The following is a 26,580-nucleotide window of genomic DNA, read 5'->3' as shown; positions in this document are numbered from 1 at the left end:
AATCCCGCCACGATGACACGTCCTGCAACGTCCTGACACGTCCCGCAGCATCTTTCCCCAGAACCGCCTTCCCGCGGATCACTCCATTCCACAAACTGGTTACGCTGAGAAGCCCCTCAGCGTAACCAGTTTGTGGAAGACAACAGATGTTGGGACCGGCTCAGCCGAGATACGCGAGCTCGTCAGGGCTGAGTTCGAGCTCGTCGGCTTTGAGCGAATCGAGAATGGTTTCCGGACGATGCGCCCCCGGAATCACAAACATGTGATCCCCCTTGGCGAGCTCCCATGCAAGCACCACGCGCTGATAGCTGACACCATGCTTGGCGGCGATTTCGCGGAACGGGTCGAACAGATGCTCATCATAGGGGTGGCGATATCCACCGAGCGGGCTCCAGCACACGAACGCCAGACCGAGCTTCGCGCAGTACTCAAGCGTGTCCTGCGTTTCCAAGTGAATCGGGGAATACTGATTCTGCACGGCGACCAGCTTGTCGCCCAACACGCGGCGGGCGATATCCAACTGTTCGATGGTGACATTCGACACGCCCGCCCACTTGGCGACGCCTTGGTCGAGCAGCGCCTTGATGCCTTCGCAGGATTCCTCATACGGAACCTGAGGGTCATGGCGGTGCAGGTACAGCAGGTCGATCGCATCCACGCCGAGTGCCTGCGCCGACTGCTTGCCGTACTCGATGAGATGCTCCGGCTTGCCGTCGCGCGGCCAGATCGGCTTGTCGCCGTCCCATGCGCGACGCAAACCCACCTTGGTGGCGACCAGCACTTCATCACGCGGACCGTTCCACGTTTCCAGCGCCTCACGCACCAGTTTCTCGCCGGTCTGCTCCTCCTCGCCGGGCGTGTAGTACGCCCACGCGGTGTCGATATGACGACAGCCGGCATCAAGGGAAGCATGCAGCGTCTCGATGCCGACCGCATGTCCGCGGTTGTTCTCGATGGTCAGCGGCATTTCGCCATGCCCGATGGCGGTGGTGTGGAACGGTCCCAGATCGCGGTACAAGGTCATGATTCCTCCTTCGCAGCACCACGCACCTTCGCAGCACGCGGTATACCGGACAACATTTCGGCAGTCAACCAGCCTCGGTGCCGATCCGCCCTGCGCCGGTTGATGTAATCAGCTCCAGCCTACGGGCGGATATGGATTTCATAGCGATTTCGCAACGATTCCGCGGTGCAAACTGTCAGCGGGCTTGGGAATCATTCTGCGCAGTATGTGAAATGCGAACAATGCGGTATTGTCCACCCACTTGTTCCCAATGGTATTTTCGGAACAATTCATCCATGCACAAATACCCGATGCTAAAACCAATAAGGTTCATGCTGATATCAACAATATCGAAGATACCTAATGCGAATACATACTGGAGCAATTCCATACCGCAAATGATGATAACGATGGATATCCATGCACGTTTGGCATTATGCATGCCATACAACATCATGCCGACTGGAATATATACCATGATATTCAGCAGCACAATGGACGGCGATGCCGACAACTGGGTAATGAGATTCAACGGATTGATATTGAATCCGCGCACTCCGCGGCTTTTCAGCATGACAATTGCCAGCGCCAAAACAACGTACACGATACTGCTGGCCCGCAAGAACCTCACGCCGACAGCATTGCGAGCACACTGGAACGCGAACCAAGCGAACCAACCAGCCGCGATGCAGATAATCGTGCCGACCGGCAGCGGATTACACAACCGCTGATACCACGAGTATCCAAGCAATTGGGGAATCCACTGGTCACCAAGCCCAACGACCAGCAACCAGATGAATGGGCAAGACACGACAAACACAACGATTGCAATGAACGATGACCGCAATACACCGCGTGTCGCCGATCGCGCATCACCTTGATCTCGCCGCGATTCAGCCATGATGCAATCACTCCCATTTCAACATGTACTCATACACATATGTTGTATTGGGCGAACCTATTTATTGAAAGTACCCCAAACATGGAACGAGTAAGCCGTTGGATCAGAGATAAAGCGTAAACGATACGTTCCATCGGCACTGATTTTATGATATGACACTTTTCCCCTTGCGTCATTCTTATAGGACACTGATGCAACACTCTTCCAGCCATACCAGTATTTCTTCTCGATATGAACCGCCATCCATGCGTTGCCCTCATAATCCGGTGTCTGATTATGAACGATTTTTACCGTCTTTCCACTAGAAACATATGTCGCACCAAGAGACGGCCAATCACGAATTCCATAACCGTCATAACTAAAAGCAACGCTATATGCCTGGGCAGAGCTAATACCTAATACACTTGCAGTGAAAACGGAAAAAATAACAAGAATAATTCGACGTACAATATTTTTTTTTCATTGTTTTCTCACCTCTTCTATACTTATATCCCTAACATAGCGATGCCGTATTACGTCTTCTTTTCCGACGCATGTCAGGAATCAATAGTCATCGTCCGATTCCACTCGGATGCTCCCGTCAGTCGCCGAACAGCCAATTCAACAGGGTGATGGCATGGTCGACCCCCGCGTCCAACGCCATGCCGACAAAGGAGAACTGGTCTTCGAACTCCTGCTCGTCGATGACAATCGGAATCGTGTCCCGGCCCCGCCATAGCGCCTTATTCGCGATACCGAAGGCGGCTGCGAACACCAGATACCGGTTCCACAACTTCAAATCAGGAATGTCACGATCCTTGAACTCGCCGAAATCCTCAAGATAGGCGGCAAGACCGTTGACTTGGGTCGCATAGTAGCGGCCGGTATATGTGAAACCGTATCGATTCGTGCCCAGCAGCATGGTCAGGGCGAGGACCATCATCACCGATGGAAACAATGCGATCAACCCCTGGCTCATCAGCACGGCCAACGCGACGAACGAGACAGGAAACAGCACCAGCCCGCATACCAGCGCGAGCCGACCCACGCGATGGGTGGCATGCAAACCGCAAAATTCCAGTCGCATGCGGTCGGAAAAACCGGTGAGCGCCTGCGTGCCATCGCCCCAATTACGATACGTCTCACGCATCTGCGAAGTATCGAACATGGCGACGCCCTTGTGCTGCGCCACGCGTTCGAGAATATCGAGCGCAGCCATTTCGCTGTCATACAGGCCAAGTTGTGGGTCATGCGCTCCCGGGAGGATCACGATTGTGGTGACACTGCCCTCAGGGCCGGCAAAACCCAGCCAGCCGTCTGCCACGCGACGAATGGGGTCCGGCGTTGTCTTGCCGGGAAACGTCTCGGAATCGGCCGGATCATATGGTGACGGCGTGACGACGACAGCCGGCCCAGGAACCGCTGTTGCCGGTGTCTGCGGATCGGCCATTGCGGGCACGGAAGCCTGTACCGGCGTGAACGTTTGCCCCGACAGCGCACCAGCGACTTGTGCACCAGGCACATCCGCGAATGCGACCGAGGCACGCAGATTGCCGTAGGCACCGGCGATGACCCCGCCGGTACATCCACCCTGCTGGTTTCCGACCATTCCTGCGGCGACGTTACGAGCCACATTCCCCGGCAGCAACGCAATCGCGCCTTTGGAAGCCAGCGACAGCACCGACGCGGCCAGTGCACGGGGAAGCACGCTGGACCAATCTCGCCCGTTCATCATGCCACGGATCCAAGCAGCGCTCGCCGGGCTGATATCCGGTTCCTGACGCCAATATCCGATGCTTTTCACCACGCGCGCGCTCAGGGCGGCAGCGACCATGGACACAAGACCGGCCACCGCAAGTACGACACACAGCGCGAGCAGATTCAATTCGCCTGCCGACAAGATCGGCGGCGCCGCACTGCTCACGGCCCGCAACACGTCGGAACGGAACCGGGCGCCCATCATGTACAGCATCAACGCGATACTGAGCGCAAGCACGGTGATACCCGCGAGCACCCCGCGCAGCACACGATGATGCTCGAGCATATGCGGCAACGGCATAGCCGACAGCCAATCCAGCGTATGGTCTGATCTGCCGCTAGCGTCAACAGTATTCATCGTATATTGCCTCGATATGTTGCCTCGATGTCAGCGGCCGCCGAAACTGCCACCACCGGCTCCGCCGCCGCCACCGCCGAAGCCGCCACCGCCGAAACTGCCGCCCGACAAGCCGCCACCGGATGAATCCACAGGATGCAATACCGTTTCCACCGCATCCTGGACTTGAGCGAAGCCAGCGTCCAGTTGCGTGCCCAGATCCGCGAAGGTCGATGGCGTGAAGGATGTTCCGGCGACCGCGCCACCAAACGCCGCCGCGCTATTCGTACCGAAGCCTCTGTTCCAGTACGTCGGACGGTACATCCAGTAGAGCAGCGAATCGGACGCATTGGCATCGAGCCAAGCCGGGTCAGACAATTCAGGAACAGCTTGCGCCAACTGGCGCATCACCTGTGCGGACATGCCAAACGCCGCGGCATACACGAGATACCGATCCCATAAGGCCAAATCCAGCACACCACGATCTTTGAAATCACTGAAATCGTTGAGATACTGTTTCAGACCCTCCACTTGCATGGCCAAAACCCTGCCATTGTCGGTCAGTCCGACTCCCCGTCGCAGGCACATGCACACAGTCATGCAGAACACCACGGGCAGAATCAACGCGAATTGCATCGCCACATTGTCGACGAACAACTCCCGGCAGACCAATCCATAGATCACGGAACATATGGCGGCAACGATAGTGCTGATTCCGTTGGATGTCGTGGCGTTGAGCAATGCGAACTCGCTCTTGAACCGTTCGACCATCGACTCCTGTTTGCGTGCGCCGGACTCCCAATCGCCGATGGATTCACGAAGCCGGAACATATCGAATACCCGGCTGTTGAGACGATGCCCCACAGTTTGCAGGAAATCAAGCAGCGCGTCCTCGGAATCGCACAAGTTCAGCTGCTTACGCGTGTTGGGATCGTCACTTACCGGTTCGATCACAATGGTCACGTTGTCGCTTGTCCCGCTTGCCATGCCTTGCGTAACCGGGGATGCCACGATTGCAGTAGACAGCATACGAGCGTCAGGGTTGACGATGTTGATGCCGTCGTACGCCTCGCTGCTGCCTGGCAGGATGCGGATCGCATGTTTTGAAGCCAGCGACAGCATGGTCGCGGACAGTGCCCGCGCGTTCGTCTGCTCGTCCGACACGTCGTCGAGTACACCGTTGAGCCGCGCAGCATTATTCGGGCTCATATCCGGCGGCTCATGCCGGTAGACGACGTCTTTCGGGCAAGCCGCTTTGCGTCTGCTGAACACCGTGGATATGACCAGCCACGCCACCAAGGCGATGGCGATCAGCACGGCAGCCGTCACTTTGACCACCAGCACTGCAGCCTGAGCGCTTTGGCGTTCCTTCCATGCTTTCTCTTTTTGGTTCTCGCTCGTGATCAGGGTGTTTTTATATGTGCCTTCCCGCTGCCGGGCGACTCCCGACGTTTTCGTCACGTCAAACATGGCCACAAGATCGAGATAGTCGCCGGATTGCACGTTGTACGCGGTGAACTTGAGCGATCCGTCACTGCCGCGCGATGTGGTCGATGAGCCTTCATAGTGCAGCCATGCCCACGAGTTCTTCGCGGTTATCCCCCTGGGGAAGGTGACCGTGCCGGTGAGTTTGCCGATTGGCACCTGATTGGTCGTGCCGACCGGTTCCCATTGGAACGCGGCGACATCATCGTAAGCGGTACTGACGCCTTGGAAGGTCATGGTGATATCGAAACCGAGACTGTCGGCTTGGCTGATGGCGGGGATATTCCAGCCGAGCTCGACAGTGCCGGATGACGGCGTTTCGGACGCGTCATAGGATTGCAGATCATCACCGTTGACCCGTGCGATATACCAGTGGTTCGCATACGTGGAATCCCAAACGCCGTTGGTGTCCTCCCCGGGCATAACCGGGTCGGTCTGGGTGTACGTGATGCCGCTGGTCGTGTTGCGCACGCTGATATCAGCAATGCCGGTGAGCTGGTCGGGGTCGATCTTGTACCGCTGGTAGAGCTGACGCCACGGCTTGTCACGATCGTCGAGTTTGACGTCGATATGCTCAGTGATTTTCAAATCGCCATTGGGCAGCACATCGACATGGTAGTCCGCACTACGATATGACAGATCCGGGGAGGCGCCGGCCCGCGAAAACAAGACAATCGCAAGCACACATACCAAGGTCACGAAAATCCCGGCGACAATCGCCTTCGCCCATACACCGGTCCGATGTTTCACAGCTACTCCCCTACGACGAACAGCACGGACGATACCGTGCGATACGGCGGATGTCAGAACTTCACTTGCGGAGCTTGCCTGGAGACATCATCGACTTGGAAGAAGTCCGCCTGCTCGAAGTGGAACAGACCGGCGACAATGTTGCTGGGGAACATCTCGATCGCGTTGTTGAGCTTCAGCACAACATCGTTGTAGAACTGGCGAGCGTAGGCGATCTTCTGCTCGAGTTCCTGCAGTTGGCGTTGCAGATCCATGAAGTTCTGATTCGCTTGAAGCTGCGGATACGCTTCGGCGGTCGCCTGCAGGTTGAACAGCGCACGGGTCAGGTCGTTCTCTGCGGCGATACGTTCCGCAGTGCCAGCCTGCTTGTCGGCGGCTACCGCCACGGCCTTCGCACGAGCCTCGGTGACTTGCGTGAACACTTGGGATTCATGGGTGGCATACCCTTTGACGGTTTCCACCAGATTCGGCACCAAATCCGCTCGCTGCTTGAGCTGGACATCGATCTGGGCCCAGCTGTTCTTCACCCGGTTACGCAGAGCGACCAGATTGTTGTAGGCGCCGACCATCCACAAGATAATCAGCAGCACGATGACGGCAATGATAATCCACACCATCGTTACTCTCTCCTTCGAAATTCCGGGAATCGCTATGAACCCGGCAGGACTGTCCCGCTGTTCAATTATTACAGAAGCCTTGTACCAACGGACACATCGTTGGATTCTTGGGGCTGCCCATCGAGGACTTAGAGTCTACCCATTGAGAACATGGTACTTCCCAAACTGGTGACGCTAAACCGCCTGTCAGCGTAGACAGTTTGTGAAAGTGAGTGCCACGGTTGCGGCGGCACAGGGCGTTGGGGACAACAGGACATCCCATACAAAAAGGCCGCCGGGACATCCCGACGGCCCAATCAGTTCAGCGGAACCGGGCGGTCATGCCATGCACAACCTGCCCGGCGTGCGATCAGTCCTCCTCGAACGGATCGAAATCGCGGCGCACACGGCGACGCGGACGCTCATGACGCTCCTCGCGGTCAGCGCGATATTCGTCATAGTGGTCATCCGCCGCATATCGCGGGTTGCGGTCGTCACGACGACCACCACGATAGCCGCGGCCGCCACGTTCGCCACGGTCATCGCGATCGGAACGACGACCACGACGTGGACGATCATCATACTCATCATCACGATCGTCACGATCATCGCGAGAACGACGGGCAGGACGCTCGTCATCATAGCGGTCTTCACGGTTACGACGGGATGGGCGGCGATCGTCGTCATAGCGGTCTTCACGCTCGTCACGATCTTCACGATCGGAACGACGACCACGACGCGGACGATCATCATACTCATCATCACGCTCATCACGGGAACGACGGCCGCCACGGTACCCGCGGTCCTCGCCCTCGTCACGACGGCCACGGCCGCCGCCACGACGCTCGTCACGTCCACGACCGGCAGAACGCGGTGCCGAAGACTCCTGATCCTCAAAGCCCGGAATCGCAAGGGAGATCTTGCCGCGGTCGTCAACGCCTTGCACGACGACCTCGACGGTGTCGCCTTCCTTCAGAACATCTTCAACAGCGTCGATACGCTCGCCGTTGGCAAGATTACGCACCTGAGAGATGTGCAGCAGGCCGTCGGTGCCCGGAGTCAGGTTCACGAACGCGCCGAAGCTCGTGGTCTTCACGACTTTGCCGTTGTACACCTCACCCGGTTCAGGGACATGCGGATTGGCGATCGAATCGATGATGCCCTTCGCCTTCTCGGCAGCCGCGCCACCCTCGGAGGAGATGTACACAGTACCGTCGTCCTCGATGGTGATTTCAGCGCCGGTGTCTTCCTGGATCTGGTTGATCATCTTGCCCTTCGGGCCAATGACCTCACCGATCTTCTCGACAGGCACCTTGGTGGTGATGATACGCGGAGCGAACGGGCTCATCTCGGCCGGGCCGTCGATGCACTCGTTGATCAGGTCGAGAATCGTGGCGCGGGCTTCCTTCGCCTGCTGCAGAGCGGCGGCAAGCACATCGGCAGGAATGCCGTCAAGCTTGGTGTCCAGCTGCAACGCGGTGATGAACTCGGACGTGCCGGCCACCTTGAAGTCCATATCGCCGAACGCGTCTTCGGCACCCAGAATATCGGTCAGCGTCTTGTAAATGTGCTGGCCGTCGACATCACCGGAGACCAAACCCATCGCGATGCCTGCCACCGGAGCCTTCAGCGGCACGCCAGCGGACAGCAGCGACAGCGTGGACGCGCACACAGAGCCCATGGAGGTGGAACCGTTGGAACCGATAGCTTCGGAAACCTGACGGATCGCGTACGGGAACTCCTCGCGACTCGGCAGCACCGGCACAAGCGCCTTCTCAGCGAGAGCGCCATGGCCGATTTCGCGGCGCTTCGGAGAACCGACACGCCCGGTTTCGCCAGTCGAATACGGCGGCATCTCATAGTTGTGCATGTAGCGCTTGGACTGCGGGCCGCTCAGTGCGTCAATCTGCTGCTCCATCTTGAGCATGCCAAGCGTGGTGACACCGAGAATCTGGGTCTCGCCGCGCTGGAAGAGCGCAGAACCGTGGACGCGCGGCACAATGTCCACTTCAGCGGACAACGTACGGATATCGCGCAGACCACGGCCGTCAATGCGGTAATCCTGGGTCAGGATGCGGCGACGCACAATCTGGCGCTGCAGCTCCTTGAACGCGTTGCCGAGTTCCTTCTCTTTCTCGGCGTCGTCCATATCGGTGAACTCATTGGCCAGCTGCTCACGCACCTGCTCCTTGATTTCGTGGATACGCTCCTGACGAGGCAGCTTCTCCGCGATGGACAGGGCTTCGTCGAGCTGGGCGTGGGCGATTTCGTCGATGCGGTTATACAGATCCTCAGTATACTCCGGGAACAGCTGGAACTCCTTGGCCGGCTTCGGAGCCTTGGCCTTGAGCTCGTTCTGGGCTTCGCAAATCGTCTTGATGAACGGCTTGGCCGCCTCAAGACCGCCGGCGACGACTTCCTCGTCCGGCTTGGTCTGGCCCTCGTCATAAATAAGATGCCAAGCGTTCTTGCCGGCACCGGCTTCGATCATAGCGATGGCGACATCGCCGTTTTCGACCACACGACCGGCGACGACGATTTCGAACACCGCACGCTCGCGTTCGCTCCAACGCGGGAAAGCGACCCACTGGCCGTCGATCAAGGCGAGACGCACACCCGAAACCGGACCTTCGAACGGCAGACCGGAAATCATGGTGGACGCGGACGCAGCGTTCAGTGCGAGCACATCGTAAGCGTCGTCAGGATTGACGGCAAGCACGGTCTCCACGACCTGCACTTCGTTGCGCAGCGTGTGCGGGAACAGCGGACGCAGCGGGCGGTCGATGATACGGCAGGCGAGAATCGCCTCTGAGCTCGGACGGCCTTCACGGCGGAAGAAGGAGCCCGGAATCTTGCCCGCGGCATACATCTTCTCTTCCACGTCAACGGTCAGCGGGAAGAAGTCGTAGTTCTCCTTCGGGCTGGAACCGGCCGTGGTGGTGGACAGCACCATCGAATCATCGTCAAGATAGGCGGCAACAGCCCCATCCGCCTGCTGGGCGAGACGACCCGTCTCGAAGCGCAACGTGCGCTTGCCAAATGAACCATTATCGATAACAGCCTCTACGGCCTTGATTTCGGGACCCTCCAAGGGTTCCTCCTTTGTTTGATTATCTATCTACCTGAACCAATACTGACCTGACGCAGGCCTTGCGTGTCACGCGGCATACCTGGCCGCGAATCCTTCGTTTTCCTCGTGTCAGAACGTCAGTTCCATTATTCACTTATTCTTTGACTTTTCGCTTGCGGCATCGCATCCCGTGCATGCCCTGCCGACCCTCGGCATACCCATCCTGTCTCGGCGGCGGCAGGCGCTGCCATGCTGCCCGCCACCGTCGACACCGATCCGCCCCTTGGGCGAGACCCTTATGATATACAAGCGCCCGCGCACAAGGCACGGGCGGAAGTCTTCTATCGACGCAGGCCGAGACGGTCGATCAAGGAACGGTAACGATTGATGTCCTCACGCTTGAGATAGTCAAGCAGACGACGACGGTCGCCGACCATGAGCAACAGGCCACGGCGCGAATGATGATCGTGCTTGTGGGTCTTGAGGTGCTCGGTCAAATCAGCGATGCGCTTGGTAAGCAGCGCAACCTGGACCTCCGGGGAACCGGTGTCGCCTTCGTGCGTCGCGTACTTGCTGATGATTTCCTGCTTGTCCTGAGCCGTAAGTGCCACGGCTTCCTCCTTGGGTTCTAGCTGCGCGGTGCCACCGGCCCAATGCCGGAGCGCTCTCTATCCGCGGGCGAAACACGCCAAAACACAATTGTAAACCAAGGTGCGGAAAATCTTCAGCACGGCATGGCGACCTCAGCGCGACACCTCAGACGTTCACACCGATTCGAGCAAACCGCCGAACATCGTGATGCACAACGCGACAACCTCAATCACAAAGAACATCGTGAACGAAGCCCAGCTGTGCGTAAGCACGTTGAGCGGAGAATCCTTGCGGATGACCACCAACAGCCCCACGAATACCACCGCATACACCGCCACTGCGACGCCTGCGGTCATAATGCCAAGATTCGCCGCATTCGCCAACGGTGCCGCAGAGCCGTATACGACATACGTCGAATACCAGAAATTGAACCGCAACAGGCACATGCCCGCAACCAACTGCTCAGCGATGACACCGACCACGAACACCACACGCCACAACCAGCGACGCGTATCGACGATCAGCATGCCAAGTCCCGTGAACATCAGCACGGTGACCAGCCACGAGACGAACGTCACCCCCTGCACGGACAGAGCGCTGACCGCTGCGACCAAATCAGCGGTGTTATGGACGGCGATATCACGCCCGATGCCATAGGGCACAATAATCGCCAGCAGCAACAGGATTGCGAATACCGCCCATTGCACCGGATGCGACTTGCTGCGTTCGATATCCGCCAAAGACAAATCACTGTCGGGGATTGTGGGCTCGGGATGCTTCGACACGTCCACATGCTCGACCTTCCCGCGCACGATTTCGGTTGCGGTGTTCACTTCGCCGGCGACAGAGGCGGAATCTGCGTCTTCCGCAGCGGACACGCCAGTGGGCTGGACCTCAGCCGTTCCGGCCGCATCTGCAGCGGACACGCCGGCAGTGTGCGCCTCAGCCGTTCTCGCCGCTGCCGTATCAATCACGTCAGCAGCCTTCTCCCCGCTCATGTCCGCGCTGTTGTGTGGGCTCGTTTGTGCCATGCATCGCCTCGCTTGTCCGAACATGCGGCGCGACGGCCACACGCATGATTTCGCTATCCACTCTAGTATGCCGCAGTCGGATCGGATTCGCACGAAAGACGGGCTGAATCGGCATCCAAATGCGAGATCGTGAGACTTGCGCCGACTTGCGGTGAGGCTCCGCCGTCGCATCTGACCGGGAATCATACAAACCGGCGATGCAAGCAGCACTTGTGCGACCGATCGAAGAGGATAAGGCTTTGGCCTATCTGCGTGTCCGGAATCAGCTGCGATGGATCTGCAGCGTCGCGCATCGCGCATGGCACGGCATACGTCACGCACCCGATAGCATGCGTTTCGTCCGATCCAAGAGCCGTAATGCCCGGTAACGCATGCGCTGGCATACGCAAACCGCCGGATACTGCCCTGTGCCGCGGCTTTCCGACGAGATTTGGACAGTCGCGCATGTCGCTGCATACGCAATGTGCGGGGAACACCTGGGCGGATGGCGTTGTCTCCGGCATCCCCACCACCGGACACACATGCCGACCAATCACCCTGCTTCTACCGACGCTCACAGTACGCCCAGCGTCAGCAGAAGGTATGCATCACTGCCGGAGTCACATGTTGGCCTATAACTCCTGGTTTGTGCGGTGATACAAACTGTTGACGCCAACCAGGCATTCAGCGTAACCAGTTTGTGCAGTGGTACAAACCGTTGACGCCAACCGGGCATCCCGCGCAACTGGTTTGTGTGGTGGTACAAACCGTCGACGCTAGCCGGGCATTCAGCGTAACCAGTTTGTGCAGTGATACAAACTGTTGACGCTAACCGGCCATTCAGCGTAACCAGTTTGTATGGTGGCGCAAACCGTCGACGCCAACCGGGCATTCAGCGTAACCAGTTTGTATGGTGATGCAAACCGTCGACGCCAGCCGGGTGAGCAACGAAAAAGCCCCGGGGTTCCGGGGCTTGTGGAGCGGATGACGGGAATCGAACCCGCGTAATCAGTTTGGAAGACTGAGGCTCTACCATTGAGCTACATCCGCGCATCGCACCAGATGCAAGCATTCGGCGCAACTCGTGCCATTATACACGAATCCATGACGACGCGCCGCGAATCAGGGAGACACCAGCGCACCAACCTGCCAGCACATCAGCATGCCAGCACATGTCAACATCTCCGGCACACCGACACACCAACCAGCAAGTCACCGCACCGGCATACCGCCGCATCCTGCATCCAAGGAAGGAGCGGCGGCACACCGGTAACCGAATCGACCGTCAGCACACCTCGATCTTCCACTCGTACGGTTTGAGCGCCACCGTGCGCGGCAGGCTGACCCCTTCGATGCTGTCGAGCGTCGCCGTCGCGTCACGATTCGCGAAATTGAACACGCCGAGCACCGTGCGCCCTTCGGCTTGCCGAACCATCGCGAGAACGCCATCATCATGCGCATCCCACGTCGTGACCCACGCGTCAGGGGCGAAGCACGGATCCGAACGCATCTGGCGCACATCCGCCATACCCTCCCACAACCGGTTGGGCAAGGTTCCGGGAACATCGCGCTGTGCCACGTTCTTCCAGTTGAAGCGGCTGCGGTGCAGATTGCGGCTGTCGGCGACACGATCGGGATCTTCCTTGTAATCCCAGCCGTTGAGCTGGCCGATTTCATCGCCGCAGTTGAGCATCGGGAACCCGCGAAGGAAGCCCATCGCATGATGCATCAGCAGGTCACGCTGGATCGAACGCTCGTAGAGAGGCCGGTCGTGGGTGATGATGGCGCGTTCGATGCCGCACAGGCTCGCCGTGGTGCCGCAGCTGCGCGCGTCGCCGGACGCCGGGTCGTAGTTGTACAGTTCGCCCATCGACCAGCTGCCGGGCACCATGCCCTCGTAGAAGTGGTACAGGAATTCCTTGTGTTTGAGCGGGTCGATGCCCAGCTGGCGTTCGACATCCTCATCCAAACCCCAGCCGATATCGTCATGGCAGCGTAGGTAGTTGACGAACCAGCAGTTGTCGGGCAGCGCGTCAAGCTTGTCGATCTGGGTTTTAAGCAGCCGGGTATCGCCGTTGGCGAGCGCGCTCCACAGGTTGACCATGACGGACACGTTGTACAGCATGTGGCATTCGGGCTTGTCGGGGGTGCCGAAGTAGGCGGCGAGCTCCTTGGGGGCCATGACGACCTCGCCTTTGAACACGACGGCAGGGCAGACGATTTCGGACATGATGCGCATCATGCGCACGATGGTGTGCACTTGCGGCAGGTTGCGGCAGTTGGTGCCGAGCTGCTTCCAGATATACGGCACGGCGTCGATGCGGAAGACTTCGACACCGAGATTGGCCAGATGCAGCAGGCTGGACATCATGGCGACGAAGACTTTCGGGTTGCGGTAGTTGAGATCCCATTGGAATGGGTAGAACTGGGTCATGACCCATTTGCCCATCTGTTCGTTCCAGGTGAAGTTGCCGGGCGCCGCGGTCGGGAAAACCTGCGGGACGACGGCATCATACTGGTCGGGGATGGTGCGGTCGTCGTAGCAGAAGTAATAATCCTGGTATTCGGGGTCGCCCGCCTGCGCCGCTTTCGCCCACCGGTGGGTCGAGGCGGTGTGGTTCATGACGAAATCAAGGCATAGGCTGATGCCGGCTTTGCGCAGTTTCGCGGTAAGGTCGGCGAGATCCTGATTGGTGCCGATGGATGGGTCGACGGTGTCGAAATCCTCGATGGCGTAGCCGCCGTCGTTGTCCGGATGCGGCATGGTCAGCAGCGGCATGAGGTGCAGATAGGTCAGATGCTGTTCTTTGAGATAGTCGATGTGTTTGGCCAGGTCGGTCAATTTGCCGGCGAACAGATCGGTGTACATGGTCATGCCGAACATGTCGCCACGCCGATACCACTGCGGGTCGCGCTCACGAGCGGTGTCGAGACGTTTGAGATCGGCGGGCCGGTCGGCGTGCGCTTTGGCCATAACGCGCTCGAAGTGCGCCAATTCCGGCGAATCGCCATACAATGAGCGGAACAGCTCCTCTAGTTCGGCGCGGCGAGGCGCGAGGCGCTCAGCGAATACGGTATCGATATGCTTGGCAGCCATCTGAAACTCCTATGTCTCTGATCCCAGCGACCAGTACCTTCGGGTCGGGGTGCCCAACAGTATATCAAACCGGTTCGAGTCAGGCAATGCAACACTCCGAGTCAGCAAGCATTCATCTGAACCCACGATTCCTTTCATCGATTCAACCGCACACGGCAAGGATCACGACCGCAGAAGCGACCGGCCCGTCATGGCTCAGCGAGATATGCCACAGCCAGCGCGGCGCATCCCCCTGAGGTTGTGCGCCGGCATCGGTCGCAGCGGACACGCCACGATGAGCACCACGATGGACACCAGGCAAAGCGTCGGACAACGCCAGCGCGACATCGTCGGCAAGCACCACATGCGGCACCCCGCGCGCATCATCGAGAATCTCAATCCCCGACCACGGGACGGTGTCCACGGTATACGGAAGCGGGCCGGACTCCCCCAGCGCCTCGCACCACGCTTTGATCACCGCTTCCTTGCCGGCCCACCGTGCGGCAAGATGCACAGCCTCGCCATCGGCCTTGAGCCGGCCACGCAAGGCGCTTTGCCGCAGCTCGCGCGGCGAGAACAGCCTACGCATACCACTGCCGGGCGATTCGAGTTGCTCGGCGAACGCATCCAGCGCCACGACATCATGGCCGAGACCGAAGATACGGTCCGCGAACCTCTGCCGATCCGCCACTATTCTCACCGCCGTTGACGCCATCGGCGGCACTGATTCCGCCGTTCCATCCGCATCCAGCATCATCACGCCGAAGTGAATCCGGTCGCACAGGCGACGAGGAACGACAGCACAAGGAACACCAGGAACCATGGGGAGCTCCAGCATGCCGCGACCGTGCCCTGCGGGCTGCGATGGGCTTTCATATACTCGCGGATCCGGTTGAAACGCAGGATGAGGTACAGCAGGGAACCCACACCGACGGCGATGGTGAACCCGTAGCCGACGATGTTCTGCGCGTCCTGCGGCATCACGGCCAACAGGCGCGAAAGCAGGTCAGAGAAGACGAAATTATTCGTGATATGCAGCACGATCGACCATACCAGCCCGTATTCGGTGGCGATATAGCCCAACACCAGACCGACAAGGATCGCGTACGCGCCTTGCAGCAAATCCGTGTGGAAGAAGCCGAACATCACCGCGCTGGTGACGATCGAGAACACTTTGCCGTACTTGGCGAGCGCAGGCATCACCAGACCGCGGAACAACAGCTCCTCCATGATCGGGCCGAAGAAGCCGGCGTACAGGACCATCGCCAGCGTGCCCATCGAGGCGTCGATGCTGTCCATCGCTGTGTCGGGTTTCGCCCCGAACAGTCCGGACACCCAGTCAAGCGCCGGCTCGAGGATGAAAGTGTAGACGCTGGAAGCGCCGAGAATCAGCATGATGGCAACTAGGAAGACGACGGGTGTCATCGTGCGGTGGGCGCGTTGCCCGTGCCCGGTGATTTCCAGGCGCAGTTCGTGCGGCAGACCTTTCCATAACGGATCGTGCGGCCGTCTGAACCCCAAGTAGACCGCGCAACCGACCAAAGCGACCAGACTGACGACACCGGACATCCGGTTTTGGAGTGCATCGCTGTAGATTTCGGTTGTGGGCATGCCTTTCAGGGTCAAGATGGCGATGATGGTCATACTGGCCACCAGCGCGATCGCCGTCATCACCACGCAATAGAACAGCACAAGTCTGGCTTCGCGGTCGACTGCGCGGCGGACTTGTTGGGCGTAGGTCAGGACGCGTTGGGGGATCCATGCGGGTTGCTGGGTCTGGGCGAACGGCTGCGGCGGATACGGCTGATACGGTGGCGCCGGCTGGTAGGGCGGGACTTGCTGGTAGGGCGGGACTTGCTGATACGGCGGCACAGGCTGCGGCGAGTAGGGGTATTGCCCGGACGGGTACGGCTGGTAGGGATACGGCGTTCCCTGCAGCTGGGCCGGATAGACGGGATAGACAGGATTCTGGTATGCCGCCGTCGTGGGCGCCTGTTGCGGGAATTGCGCATTGGCCTGCGTCTGGGGAACCTGCTGATACGGCTGATACGGCTGATACGGCTGGTATTGCGAGTATGACTGCTGCGGCTGAGGCGGTCGGGCAGGCGGATCGACCGGTTGTCCAGCGGTGTGGGAGGAGGACTGATCCGCAGGCTGATCCGCAGCATACCCCTGCTGCGAGGTCTGCTGCGGCTGCGGGGTCAGCTGCGGCTGCGCCATCGGCGGCTCGCCGATTGGTCCGACATGTTCCGGCTGGCCGGCAGAAGTCCTGTCCGTATCATCAATCTGGTCGCCCATGCGTCCCCTTTCCTGCTGTGCCCGCACCTGCGAAGCAGGCACATGCTGTCGTCATCGTCGTATTGTCATCATCGCAGCCGCGGCTGACCGTTTCATGGGATGCCAAACGCGTGCTGCGCCCGTCGACGCCGGGAGTCTCTCAGTGTCGGCGGACGCAGCATCATCAGCGCTACGGATCATCCGGCCAATCCAGACAATCCGGCGTCACACGGAAGTCAGGCCTCGTAATACCCATCGGCGCCAAGACGCGCATTCGGATCGAGCAGCATGGCCTTCTCGACTTCGTGGGCGTTGTATCCGTGGCCGTCCTTGTGGAAGTGACGCTCATCGATTGGCTCGTACAGCGCGGCATGGCCCATCATGCCTTCTTCCAGACGACGGTGCCCCGCCGCCAGACGTCCGTTCGCGCGCTTGCGCCACGCCTCCAACGCCCCATCGCCCGCAGTGTGCGCCACCGCAGCCTCGAAGGCGCCAGGGCTGACAATCGCCACAAAACCGCCGACATGACCGAACCCGAGGGATGTCGCCAACCCCGCCTTGACCGGACCGACCTTGATCGGGCTGGTCGGCCACACCATGAAGTCGTCCCGCTTGAGCTTCGGATCGACGCAGTCGAGCGACGCATTCGCCGGGACGATACCCGTGCGGAACAGCTGGGTCAGGCCATTAATCTGGAACACACAGGCGCCGCCCTTCGCATGACCAGTCAAGCTCTTCTGGGAGATGACCAGCAGCGGGTTGCCTTCAGTGCGGCCGATGGCATGCGCAAGCGTGTTGTGCAGCTCGGACTCATTCGGATCGTTCGCGTTCGTGGACGTGTCGTGCTTGGAAACCACGGCGATATCGTCCGGGGTGACACCAAGCCGCGCCAAATCATGCACCAGCTTGGAATCGCGGCCGCCCATGCCGGCGGCGAGCGCCCCCAGACCCGGAGCCGGAATCGAGGTGTGCGCTCCATCCGCGTAGGAGTGGATGAATCCGACAACACCGGCGACCGGCAAGCCAAGCTTGAGCGCAATATCGCCGCGAGTCAGCAGAATCGTGCCGCCGCCCTGCGATTCGACGAAACCGCCGCGACGACGGTCGTTCGCACGGGAGAAGAAGCGCGCGTCAATACCCTTGGCGTACATCTCTTGGGCGTTCGCGGTGGCGTTCATATTGCCGAACCCGATGACGGACTCGACACCGATGTCGTCGATGGCGCCGGCGACCACAAAATCAGCCTTGCCGAGCGCGATCTTGTCGGCGCCTTCCTCAACGGAGACCGCAGCAGTCGCGCAAGCGGAAACCGGCTGGATGATATTGCCGTACCCGCCGATGTACGACTGCATCACATGGGCGGCGACCACATTCGGCAGCGCCTCCTGGAGGATGTCGGTCGGAATCTCATGGTTGAGGAAGCGATCGAGATACAGCTTGCGCATCGACTGCATACCGCCGAAACCAGTGCCTTGCGTGCTTGCAACCATGGAGGGGTGTACGGCCTGCAGGATCTCCGTTGGCGTGAAGCCTGCGGACAGGTAGGCGTCCACCGCAGTGACGATGTTCCACAGGGCGATCGGGTCGACCGCACCGACCATCGAAGCGGGGATGCCCCACTTGAGCGGGTCGAAGCCCTTGGGGAACTGGCCGCCGACCGTTCGGGTCATGGTTGCGCGGCGCGGCACGCGGATCATCGAGCCGGCATGGCGGGTGACCACCCATTCGCCTGCTTCGGCATCCTCGCGGATGCTGGTGTGTGCTTCGTCAAGCTTGACGTATTCACGGGCCATATCCTCGGTGGGTACGGAGAATTCGACATCATGGTCGAGGAAGATTTCAGCCTCTTCCTCGTCATTGCCGCCTTGCTCGCCGTCACGCAGGTAGTCGGAGCCCATGCCGTCTTCGAACGGTCGGACACCGCTGCGCGCCACGACCTCGTCATGATACCGTTCAGCGATATCCTCTTCGGGCACCAAGTTGCCATCGGTGTCATACCAGCCGGCTTTCGGACTGTCTTGCCAAGTGAGCAAGCCCATATTCCACGCGAGTTCGAGCACAGCGCCTGCGGACAGGTCAACGCTGCCGTCGGAGTGGATGCCGAGCTCCGCTTGGGCACGGGTGCGACCGGAACCCCACGGGCCGAGTTCGCCGACGGAGACGATGACGATTTCGTCTTCTGGCCGCGCGGTGACATTGCTCCAGTCGTCGAGATTGATGTCAGGCTGGCGGGGTACGCGCGGTGTTGGCAGGGCCTTGATGGTGGCCGTGGCGGTGGCTGCCGCGTTCTGGCCGTTGTCGGAGGCTTGCGATTCGGCGCGTGTTGCGTCTTCCATGGCCTCACGGCGCAAAGCGCTGATATCGATGGGCTCACCGCCCAGTCCTCCGGTCAGGTCCACGTCCAGCGGTGCGGTCTTGGCTTGTTCGCGTGCTTCCTTCGTGGACAGTTCGAGGAGCTTGACGGCAATCTGCGCGGTCGAATAGGTCTTCAAACCGTGGCGTTCGACCACTTCGACAAGCGGGTCGTTGCCGCCCATCAAACCGGTTCCCCGCACCCAGCCGATCTTCGGATGGGCGAAGGTGACGCGGCCGGACCACACGCGTTCGGCGTGGGCGCGGTTGACGATCGCGTCGAATGCGCTCTTGACTTCGCCGTAGGCGCCGTCGCCGCCGAAAATGCCGCGGTTCGGCGAACCGGGCAGAATCACGTGAAGCCGATGCTGCACGTCAGTATCCGAGCCGATGGCCGCGAAGCCGGTGATCGCGCGTTCCACGCCCCACAGCATGAGGCGCGCCTGCGATTCGAACAGTTCGCCAGAATCGGCCATGGTGCCGTGGACCGGAGGTGCGGCGAACGGGAAGAACAAGGTGGGCTCATACGCCGGCTTGATCACCGTGGTCGTAGCACCGGATGTCTTCTTCTGCTCATGGCCGACCCAATCGACCAGCGCATCGACATCACGGTAGCTAGACAGGTTCGCAGGGACAAGCCACAGGCGGGCGCCCGCAGCGGCATGCGTACGGTATGCCTGCTTCGCCCACTGCTTGACGGACGGCTTGAAGCTGTGCGAGGTGGCGACGACAGTCGCGCCTCCGGCCAGCAGACCGCACACGACTTGGGCTGCGATGGAACGCGGGGCGACACCGGTGACGACGGCGATATCGCCGGCGAACCGGGACGCCGCCGGATCGGCCTTCGGATCGGCGAGCGCCTGCGTGGCGATGGTGTCGTATATCGCGGCGAGATCGCGGTTGTCCTCGCGTTCGGCCTTGGCTGCGAACCACTTGGCCTGCTTGCATACCGCATCACCGGCGCCGGTGAAGTCCAGTCCGGCGACCGAACGGTCATCGTTGTAATACAGACGGGCGAGATCCTCACGCGCGCTGGCCCAGCGGTCATCGAATTCGATGGCCTTGCGGGCGTCGAAGCGCGGTTCGACCTGCTTGGGCCAGTCGGCTCCGAGTTCCGCGGCGACAGTCTGGACGACGGCCGCATCATCGTCGGCTTCAGGCTGTGCCGCAGGAGCGTTCAGCCCGAGGCGATCGAGCACATAGCGGGCGGTGGATGCGAGCACGCCGGTAGACCCGGTGACCTGCTGCGCGAAGGCGTCAAGAGCGGCGGAATCAACCACTGCGCCTGATGCGGAACCGGAAGCGGAGGGCAGCGCAACTGTGATGCTGCGGCTGGCGGCCACTTGTTGAACGGCGGCATCGATCAGGGCATTGGCGCCGGCTTGGTTCTGGGCGGTCTCGGTGCCGAGCGTCGCCAGATCCCCGCCACGCGAGGATGCGCCGTCGCGCGTGCCGAGCACAAGCGCAACGAGTACGTGGGAGGCCCAGCCTTCACCAAGCTGCCACGTATTGGTCACCCGCTGCTCGACCTGCGCCTGCTTGATACCGGCGGCACCGAACAGGTGACGGATGCGATCGCGCACGATATCGGCGAGCACTTGGCCGAACGGCTTGTAATTCGGGGCGACCTTGTCGACCAGCTTGTTCAGTGCGGAGACCGGAGCTTCGGCGGCGCCATCGACGCTTGCCACGCCCAGCTCGGAGCTGATATCCATCAGCAGCTGGTTGCGCCTGGAGGATACGCCGTTGGTCAGCGTGTCCGTCGTGTCGTTGTCGCCGATCTGATCGGGGCGGATCTTGCCCGCATATGCGAGCAGCGCCGCGATGGCATCGGAGGCATGGAACGGGATGTCCGCCGGCCGTTCGCCGGATGCGGCTGCGGGAGCAGCCGGGGCGGCAGGAGCAGGGGCCGCAGAGTCAGCAGCCGGAGCGGTCTGCGCAGCAGCGACGGCGGGAGCCGCGGACGACGCAGAAGCAGCAGCCGGAGCGGCAGACGCGGCGGCGCTATCCTCCTCGTCCTCAACCTCAACGAGCGGATCGGTATCGGTCATGTACATCCGGCCCTCATCGCGACCCACGTTGTATACGGTCACATGACGGCCGGTGTACTGCGGCAGACGCAAGGTCTTCGTACCGAGATTCGCCAGTGTCGGGGCGTTGCCCAGACCGACCTCGACATATTCCTCCACGCCAAGCCCGTCGTGTGCGGTCGCGCGGAACATGAGGTCCTGCGTTTCGATCCATCGCACCGGGCTGGCGAACTGCCAAGACAGCAGTTCGGTCAGCAGCAGGCGGCCGAGTTTCTGCTCGTCGGCGGCATAGGAATCCCACACCTGCGGGTCGTCGAGCGCGGCCTTGATGCGTTCGGATGGCACGACGTCGAGGATCTTGCGCGCGAAATCGCGTGTCATTTCGAACGGCACGGCCACAAGGTTCGGAATGTACCGTCCGACCAGACGCTGGTAGTCGATGTACTGCGGCAGCAGCGCGTCAAGCTTGTCGCGGAATTCGGGCACGCCCTTGCGCAACAGCCTCGAGTGGAACGGCACATCGATGCCGGGAACGAGCATGAAGGCCGGCTTGCCGCCGTATTCCGCCACACGGCGGGCGGCATCCGCCTTCAGCGCCTTGAGCCCGGCGATGGTGCCGGCGATCGCGTACTGCTGGCCTGCAAGGTTGTAGTTGACGATTTGCAGGAATTCGCCGGACTGCTTGGCGATGCTTTCGACGTACTCTTCGACGCCGTCATCGCCGACGCCGAACTGGTTCGGCCGCAGCGCGCCCATGCGATAGTTGGAGCGTCCCTGTTCGTCGCGCTCGATGAGATGGTGCATCGTGGAACCACGGTGGAACACGAGCTCGAGCACGGTTTCCAACGGAATGATGCCCGCGAAGGAGCTCAAGGCGTTGTATTCGCCAAGCGAATGGCCGGCGAAGTAAGACGGCCACAAGTCGCAACCGGCTTCGCGCAGACGGGCGGTCTGGGCGAATGCGACCGTGGCGAGCGCGACCTGGGTGAACTGGGTGAGGTTGAGCAGCCCGTCGGGATGCCGGTAGGTGACGCCGTTCGCGGTGAGTTCCTTGGGGTTGTCACGCACGACAGCAAGGATCGAGAAGCCGAGCTTGCTTCGGGTCAGGGCGTCGGCGCGCTCCCACACTTCGCGGGCGGCCGGGGATTTCGCACGCTCATCCAGAGCCATGCCCTGCTTCTGGATGCCCTGCCCCGGGTAGACGAAGGCGGACACGAGCGGGCGGGTGGCGGCGGTGCCGCGCGAAACCAGCTGGCCGTCGATGCGGCAGGTGACTTCGAGCAGCAGCCCGCCGTGACGGATATGGCCGACGCGCTCGACGGTGATTTCCACTTGATCGTCCAACTGGACCATGCCGTACATGTTGTAGGTCCAGCCGGCAATTTCGTAATGCATACCCTTGTCATCGCTCGCCTGCACAACATGCTGGGCGGTTGCGGACAGCCACATGCCATGCACGAGCGGAGCGTCCAGGCCGCTGATGGCAGCGCCGCGCACGGAGGTGTGAATCGGGTTGAAATCGCCTGAAGTCCGTGCGAATGCGGTCATTTCATGCGGGGCTCGGACGGTGACGCGACGCAGCAGGCGGCGCGGGGTCGGCTCGGTGGACTGACCGGCTTGATCCTTCGCATCATCCTCATTCGGGGTATGAGACGGATGATTCCGATAGGTGAGATATTCGCCGTAATCGGGAGCTTCGACAGGCAGCTCGTCGCTGTAGGCACGACCACGGATCGCGAAACGTTCGGTCTCATGCGCAAGAATCGTGCCATCGTCTGCGGTATGCGTCACATGGATGGTGACCACACGCCCGGAAGCGGATTCAGCGTACGGATCAGCCCAGCTGGTCAGGCTGATCTGCTCGCCGGTGTGGCGCAACAGCTCCGTCTGGGGGACCTGCAGTTCGATGAGATGGTCGAGATGAACCGCATTGAGCAGACCTTCGATCACCGGATACCCGTTGACGCTCACCGAACCGAGCGCCGCGTAAATCGCCGGCCACGCCGGGCCGACCAACGCGTCAGGGGCGATACGCGAAGCATTGAGATCTCCCGGCAGGATTCCTGCGGTCGCCGCCTCATGATCGACGCCGAGATTCGCGGACAGCGTGTACTGGGCGTGCGCCACGCCGAACGGATAGTGCTCAGTGTCGTCTGACGGCGTGATGCGCGGCATCGCGGTCAGCCGGTCGCCGGTAATCGCGGTGTTGCCGATACCCGCGACGGCGGCGAGCATCGCATACACATGTTCCGGAAGACGCTTGCGGTCGACAACAGGCAGACGGCCGCAATCCGTACCGCTCACTGTCAGCGGAATCACGATATCGCGCACCGCGTGCTTGCCGAGTCCGCCGTCGGGATCCTTGTCCCAGAAGGTGTCGAGATGGATGTCCAGATCCAGCAGCGTGTTGTCTCCGTCCGTGCCGACTTCGTCGATACGGTAGTTCGCGTCATCCGCAGCCGTTCCATATGCGGGATTGCCAGTCACGTGGCCGATCCAGGAAATGTTCGGGCAGCTGCGCACGTACGCCTGCACGTCACCTGCTCCGGCGAGCGTGCCGAGGGCGTTGACAGCCGGCTCGTCCGACTGCGCCGCCAGGACTTGCGTGCGTTCCAGCGCCGCGTGTTCGAAGCGGCCGAGAATGTCGGCGACCGGCTCATCGACGGTCGTAATGCCGGCGACTGAAATCGGGCCGGGAATGATGCGCACGGCATCCGCACTGTAGCGCGGATCTTCGGACTGCCACAGTTGGTCGCGGCCCCACCAGCGCAGCAGGTCGTTGTCGATCACCGGAACGAACGGCATCGGCTTGGGGTATTCGTTGACCAAGGTGATGAACCATGCGGCATCCGTCGGTTCGACTTCAAGCGTGTCGATCTGAGGGTAGCGCTCCCCGAGCTGGTTCAACGCCTGCTGCGGGTTGGATTCCACATCGGCGCGTACGGCGAACAGCGGCGTGAATTCGCCGGATTCCTGATCGCGCACGCGGGCTTCGATGCGCTGCAGCAGGTGCAGGTAGCGGTCCGCGTAGGTCGGGTCGGCCCAGGGGAAGGACAGATCAGCGAAACGTTGCGCCCACTGACGGTAGGTCATCGAAGCGACGTCGCCGAAATACGGTTTCGCGGTCTTGTCGAGCGCGTCGATGATTTCGGCGCGACGAGACTCAATCTGCTCGGGATGCTTCATCATCTCGACCAGCAGACGGCCGCAGCGTGCGGAGGAATTCTCCAATTCGTAAATATCGGCGTGCAGGTGGCTCAGGCCGGAGCTGACACCGCCGACCACCTTGCCGGACGGCACCCAACGTTCGCCGCGCGGGGCGAACGGATCGTCGCCGCCCTGTTCGAGCGTGATGCCGGGGGTTTCGACGAGCATACGTTTGACCTGCGGGCTGGTGTGCGCCTCCTTGGCGGTCATGACGGCAGTGCCGACGAGCACACCGTCCACCGGCATGTCCGGCTCGCCGTAAGCACGGGACCATTCGCCGGAAATGTAATCCGCGGCGCGTTCAGGTGTACCGATGCCGCCGCCGGCGACCAGCACGAGGTTCTCGCAACCGCGCACATCGGCATACGTGTCAAGCAGCAAATCGTCCAGCGACTCCCAGGAATGGTGGCCGCCGGCGGAACCGCCTTCGACTTCGGCAATGATGGTGACCGGGGCGACCGCCTTCGCGATGCGCACCACCTGGCGGATCTGATCGACCGTGCCAGGCTTGAATGCCACGTACGGAAGGCCGTCCGCCCGCAGGGATGCGATAAGCTGCTTGGCTTCGTCGAACTCCGGGATACCAGCGGACACGACCACGCCGTCGATCGGAGCGCCGGAGGCACGCTTCTTCGGCACCAGGCGCTGCGTGCCGAACTGGAGGTTCCACAGGTAGCGGTCCATGAACATCGCATTGAATTCGACCGTGCGGCCTTCTTCAAGCTCATCTTCCAGCTCGGACAGATGCCGGTCGAGCACTTCGGCGGTCACCTGGCCGCCGCCGGCGAGTTCGGCCCAGTACCCGGCATTGGCGGCAGCCGCGACAATCTGCGGGTCAACGGTGGTCGGCGTCATGCCGGCAAGCAAGATCGGCGGTTTGCCGGTCAGCTCACTGAACTTCGTGCCGATTCGGTCGCCGGCCGGCGTGTGGATGACGCGCGGACGGTACACATTCCAGTTTTGCAAGCGTTCGGGATCGCCGGTCAACGTGGACAGCGCGGCACGGTCAGCGGAGCTTGCCGCCTCGACCACGCCGGCACCGCTGCCTTGGGCGAGCGCGGCGACCAGTTTCCCGGCGGTCGTTCCCGGCCCCATATCGATGATCCACAATGCGGACGGATCCGTGGACGCAAGCAGCTTGCGCACCCTGCCGGTCCAATCCACATGGTTGATGAGCACCTCCTCGGCGAGCTCGCGGGCACGCAGCCCGTCAAACCCGCAAGCCTGCGCCCACGCGACCGTCTGGTCGACGGCATCGGCCATCAGCGGGGAATGGAACGGCAGCGTCACATCAAGATATTCAAGCGTCGGGTCGAACACCGAACCGCCACGAACCTTCTGCTCACGCAGACGAGCCTGCTTGCGATGCTCCTTGCCGACGGCGAGCGCAAACAGCGTCAAATCCTCAGGATATCCAGACAACACCTGATGGTCGGGCGCGTTCTCGACAGCGATGGAAATCGGCCCGCGCGTCGCCGGGATGCGCGCGATCAAGGTTTCAGTCTGCTTGCGGTTGGCTCCCTTGACCGACAACATCGGGGTGGCGCCTTCCAATTTCGCGTGCAGGCCGAGCAGACGCGCCTGACGGGTGCCGGCGACGCCGATGAGACGGGCGACAGCGAGGATTTCATCAATCGGTTCCTGCGCGGCTTCAAGTGAGCCTGCACGTTGCAGTTCGCGGGCCATATGCACGCCGATGATGCCCTGCGAATGGCCGAGCAGCGCCACCGGTTTCGAAGCGGGGCTGTAGCCCAGATGCACAGCGTCCATAATCGCCGCAAGCTGGGTGAGCGCGATACCTTCGACACTGACGGACGCGTCGGCTGCGGCGCCAAGCGAGGCACCGGACGGCCTGAATCCGAACACGTCAGTCGGATGGCCCGTCACCGCAAGCAGGTCGGCTGCCACCGGGGTGAGCATGCGGTCCGCCGCAAGCACTTGGGCGCGCAAGTCAGCGGCGAGAGTCGGGTCGTCCATGGCGTCGGCGAGCGCTGCCGTCCACGGCGTGGACTGTCCGCCGAACACCACGGCGTGCGGTTCGTCAACAAGCCTGGACAAAAACGATGTTGTACTGGTCATTGCTGTTCCTTTGCTGGTTTCTCTTCGATTCGTGTGTTGCTGATTGATGGTTGGACAATATTGGGCAATTTGGAAGCGA

General features: G+C 61.0%; 12 protein-coding genes and 1 tRNA gene. All 13 read right to left on the bottom strand.

Annotated elements, in window-relative coordinates; translation table 11 throughout:
- Window positions 1–160 precede the first annotated feature (160 nt).
- The 13 genes from DSM100238_RS03150 to DSM100238_RS03090 all read right to left on the bottom strand — a co-directional run bounded on the left by DSM100238_RS03150 (window position 161) and on the right by DSM100238_RS03090 (window position 26,501).
- Complete coding sequence (locus tag DSM100238_RS03150) at window positions 161–1,024, bottom strand: aldo/keto reductase (RefSeq protein WP_152355283.1); 864 nt, start codon at window positions 1,022–1,024, stop codon at window positions 161–163.
- A 175-nt stretch (window positions 1,025–1,199) separates the two neighbouring features.
- Complete coding sequence (locus tag DSM100238_RS03145) at window positions 1,200–1,904, bottom strand: VanZ family protein (protein WP_152355282.1); 705 nt, start codon at window positions 1,902–1,904, stop codon at window positions 1,200–1,202.
- Window positions 1,905–2,484: 580 nt separating this feature from the next.
- Window positions 2,485–3,999, bottom strand: a complete 1,515-nt coding sequence (locus DSM100238_RS03140; RefSeq protein WP_152355281.1) for a DUF2207 family protein — start codon at window positions 3,997–3,999, stop codon at window positions 2,485–2,487.
- Between the two features lie 30 nt (window positions 4,000–4,029).
- Complete coding sequence (locus tag DSM100238_RS03135; RefSeq protein WP_152355280.1) at window positions 4,030–6,213, bottom strand: DUF2207 domain-containing protein; 2,184 nt, start codon at window positions 6,211–6,213, stop codon at window positions 4,030–4,032.
- Window positions 6,214–6,266: 53 nt separating this feature from the next.
- Window positions 6,267–6,830, bottom strand: coding sequence for a LemA family protein (locus DSM100238_RS03130; protein ID WP_152355279.1), 564 nt, complete (start codon window positions 6,828–6,830; stop codon window positions 6,267–6,269).
- 349 nt (window positions 6,831–7,179) lie between these two features.
- Window positions 7,180–9,900, bottom strand: coding sequence for a polyribonucleotide nucleotidyltransferase (locus DSM100238_RS03125; protein ID WP_152355278.1), 2,721 nt, complete (start codon window positions 9,898–9,900; stop codon window positions 7,180–7,182).
- 320 nt (window positions 9,901–10,220) lie between these two features.
- Complete coding sequence (rpsO, locus tag DSM100238_RS03120; RefSeq protein WP_152355277.1) at window positions 10,221–10,490, bottom strand: 30S ribosomal protein S15; 270 nt, start codon at window positions 10,488–10,490, stop codon at window positions 10,221–10,223.
- Window positions 10,491–10,643: 153 nt separating this feature from the next.
- Window positions 10,644–11,348, bottom strand: a complete 705-nt coding sequence (locus tag DSM100238_RS03115; protein ID WP_167511021.1) for a hypothetical protein — start codon at window positions 11,346–11,348, stop codon at window positions 10,644–10,646.
- A gap of 1,108 nt (window positions 11,349–12,456) precedes the next feature.
- Window positions 12,457–12,530: transfer RNA gene (locus DSM100238_RS03110), tRNA-Gly, on the bottom strand.
- Between the two features lie 235 nt (window positions 12,531–12,765).
- Complete coding sequence (locus tag DSM100238_RS03105) at window positions 12,766–14,577, bottom strand: amylosucrase (RefSeq protein WP_152355275.1); 1,812 nt, start codon at window positions 14,575–14,577, stop codon at window positions 12,766–12,768.
- A gap of 142 nt (window positions 14,578–14,719) precedes the next feature.
- Entirely contained in the window at window positions 14,720–15,271 is a 552-nt protein-coding gene (locus DSM100238_RS03100) for a holo-ACP synthase (RefSeq protein WP_240812323.1), read from the bottom strand.
- A 41-nt stretch (window positions 15,272–15,312) separates the two neighbouring features.
- The gene (locus tag DSM100238_RS03095; RefSeq protein WP_152355274.1) at window positions 15,313–16,854 is read right to left on the bottom strand and encodes a CPBP family intramembrane glutamic endopeptidase; all 1,542 of its coding nucleotides are present in this window, start codon (window positions 16,852–16,854) and stop codon (window positions 15,313–15,315) included.
- A gap of 215 nt (window positions 16,855–17,069) precedes the next feature.
- Window positions 17,070–26,501 carry a type I polyketide synthase gene (locus DSM100238_RS03090; RefSeq protein ID WP_152355273.1) on the bottom strand — a complete coding sequence of 3,144 codons (9,432 nt, stop codon included), beginning with the start codon at window positions 26,499–26,501 and terminating at the stop codon, window positions 17,070–17,072.
- Between the last annotated feature and the right edge of the window lie 79 nt (window positions 26,502–26,580).

Source organism: Bifidobacterium apri (genome assembly GCF_009299485.1).
GTDB classification, from domain to species: domain Bacteria; phylum Actinomycetota; class Actinomycetes; order Actinomycetales; family Bifidobacteriaceae; genus Bifidobacterium; species Bifidobacterium apri.
The sequence above is the reverse complement of the archived record's forward strand: the minus strand, read 5'-3'. Positions and strand labels throughout refer to the sequence as shown.

Coding starts and splice junctions, on each gene's coding strand:
- DSM100238_RS03090 (WP_152355273.1), bottom strand. CDS start 26,501: ATGACCAGTACAACATCGTTTTTGTCCAGGCTTGTTGACGAACCGCAC.
- DSM100238_RS03140 (WP_152355281.1), bottom strand. CDS start 3,999: ATGAATACTGTTGACGCTAGCGGCAGATCAGACCATACGCTGGATTGG.
- DSM100238_RS03145 (WP_152355282.1), bottom strand. CDS start 1,904: ATGGCTGAATCGCGGCGAGATCAAGGTGATGCGCGATCGGCGACACGC.
- DSM100238_RS03105 (WP_152355275.1), bottom strand. CDS start 14,577: ATGGCTGCCAAGCATATCGATACCGTATTCGCTGAGCGCCTCGCGCCT.
- DSM100238_RS03130 (WP_152355279.1), bottom strand. CDS start 6,830: ATGGTGTGGATTATCATTGCCGTCATCGTGCTGCTGATTATCTTGTGG.
- DSM100238_RS03100 (WP_240812323.1), bottom strand. CDS start 15,271: ATGGCGTCAACGGCGGTGAGAATAGTGGCGGATCGGCAGAGGTTCGCG.
- DSM100238_RS03150 (WP_152355283.1), bottom strand. CDS start 1,024: ATGACCTTGTACCGCGATCTGGGACCGTTCCACACCACCGCCATCGGG.
- DSM100238_RS03095 (WP_152355274.1), bottom strand. CDS start 16,854: ATGGGCGACCAGATTGATGATACGGACAGGACTTCTGCCGGCCAGCCG.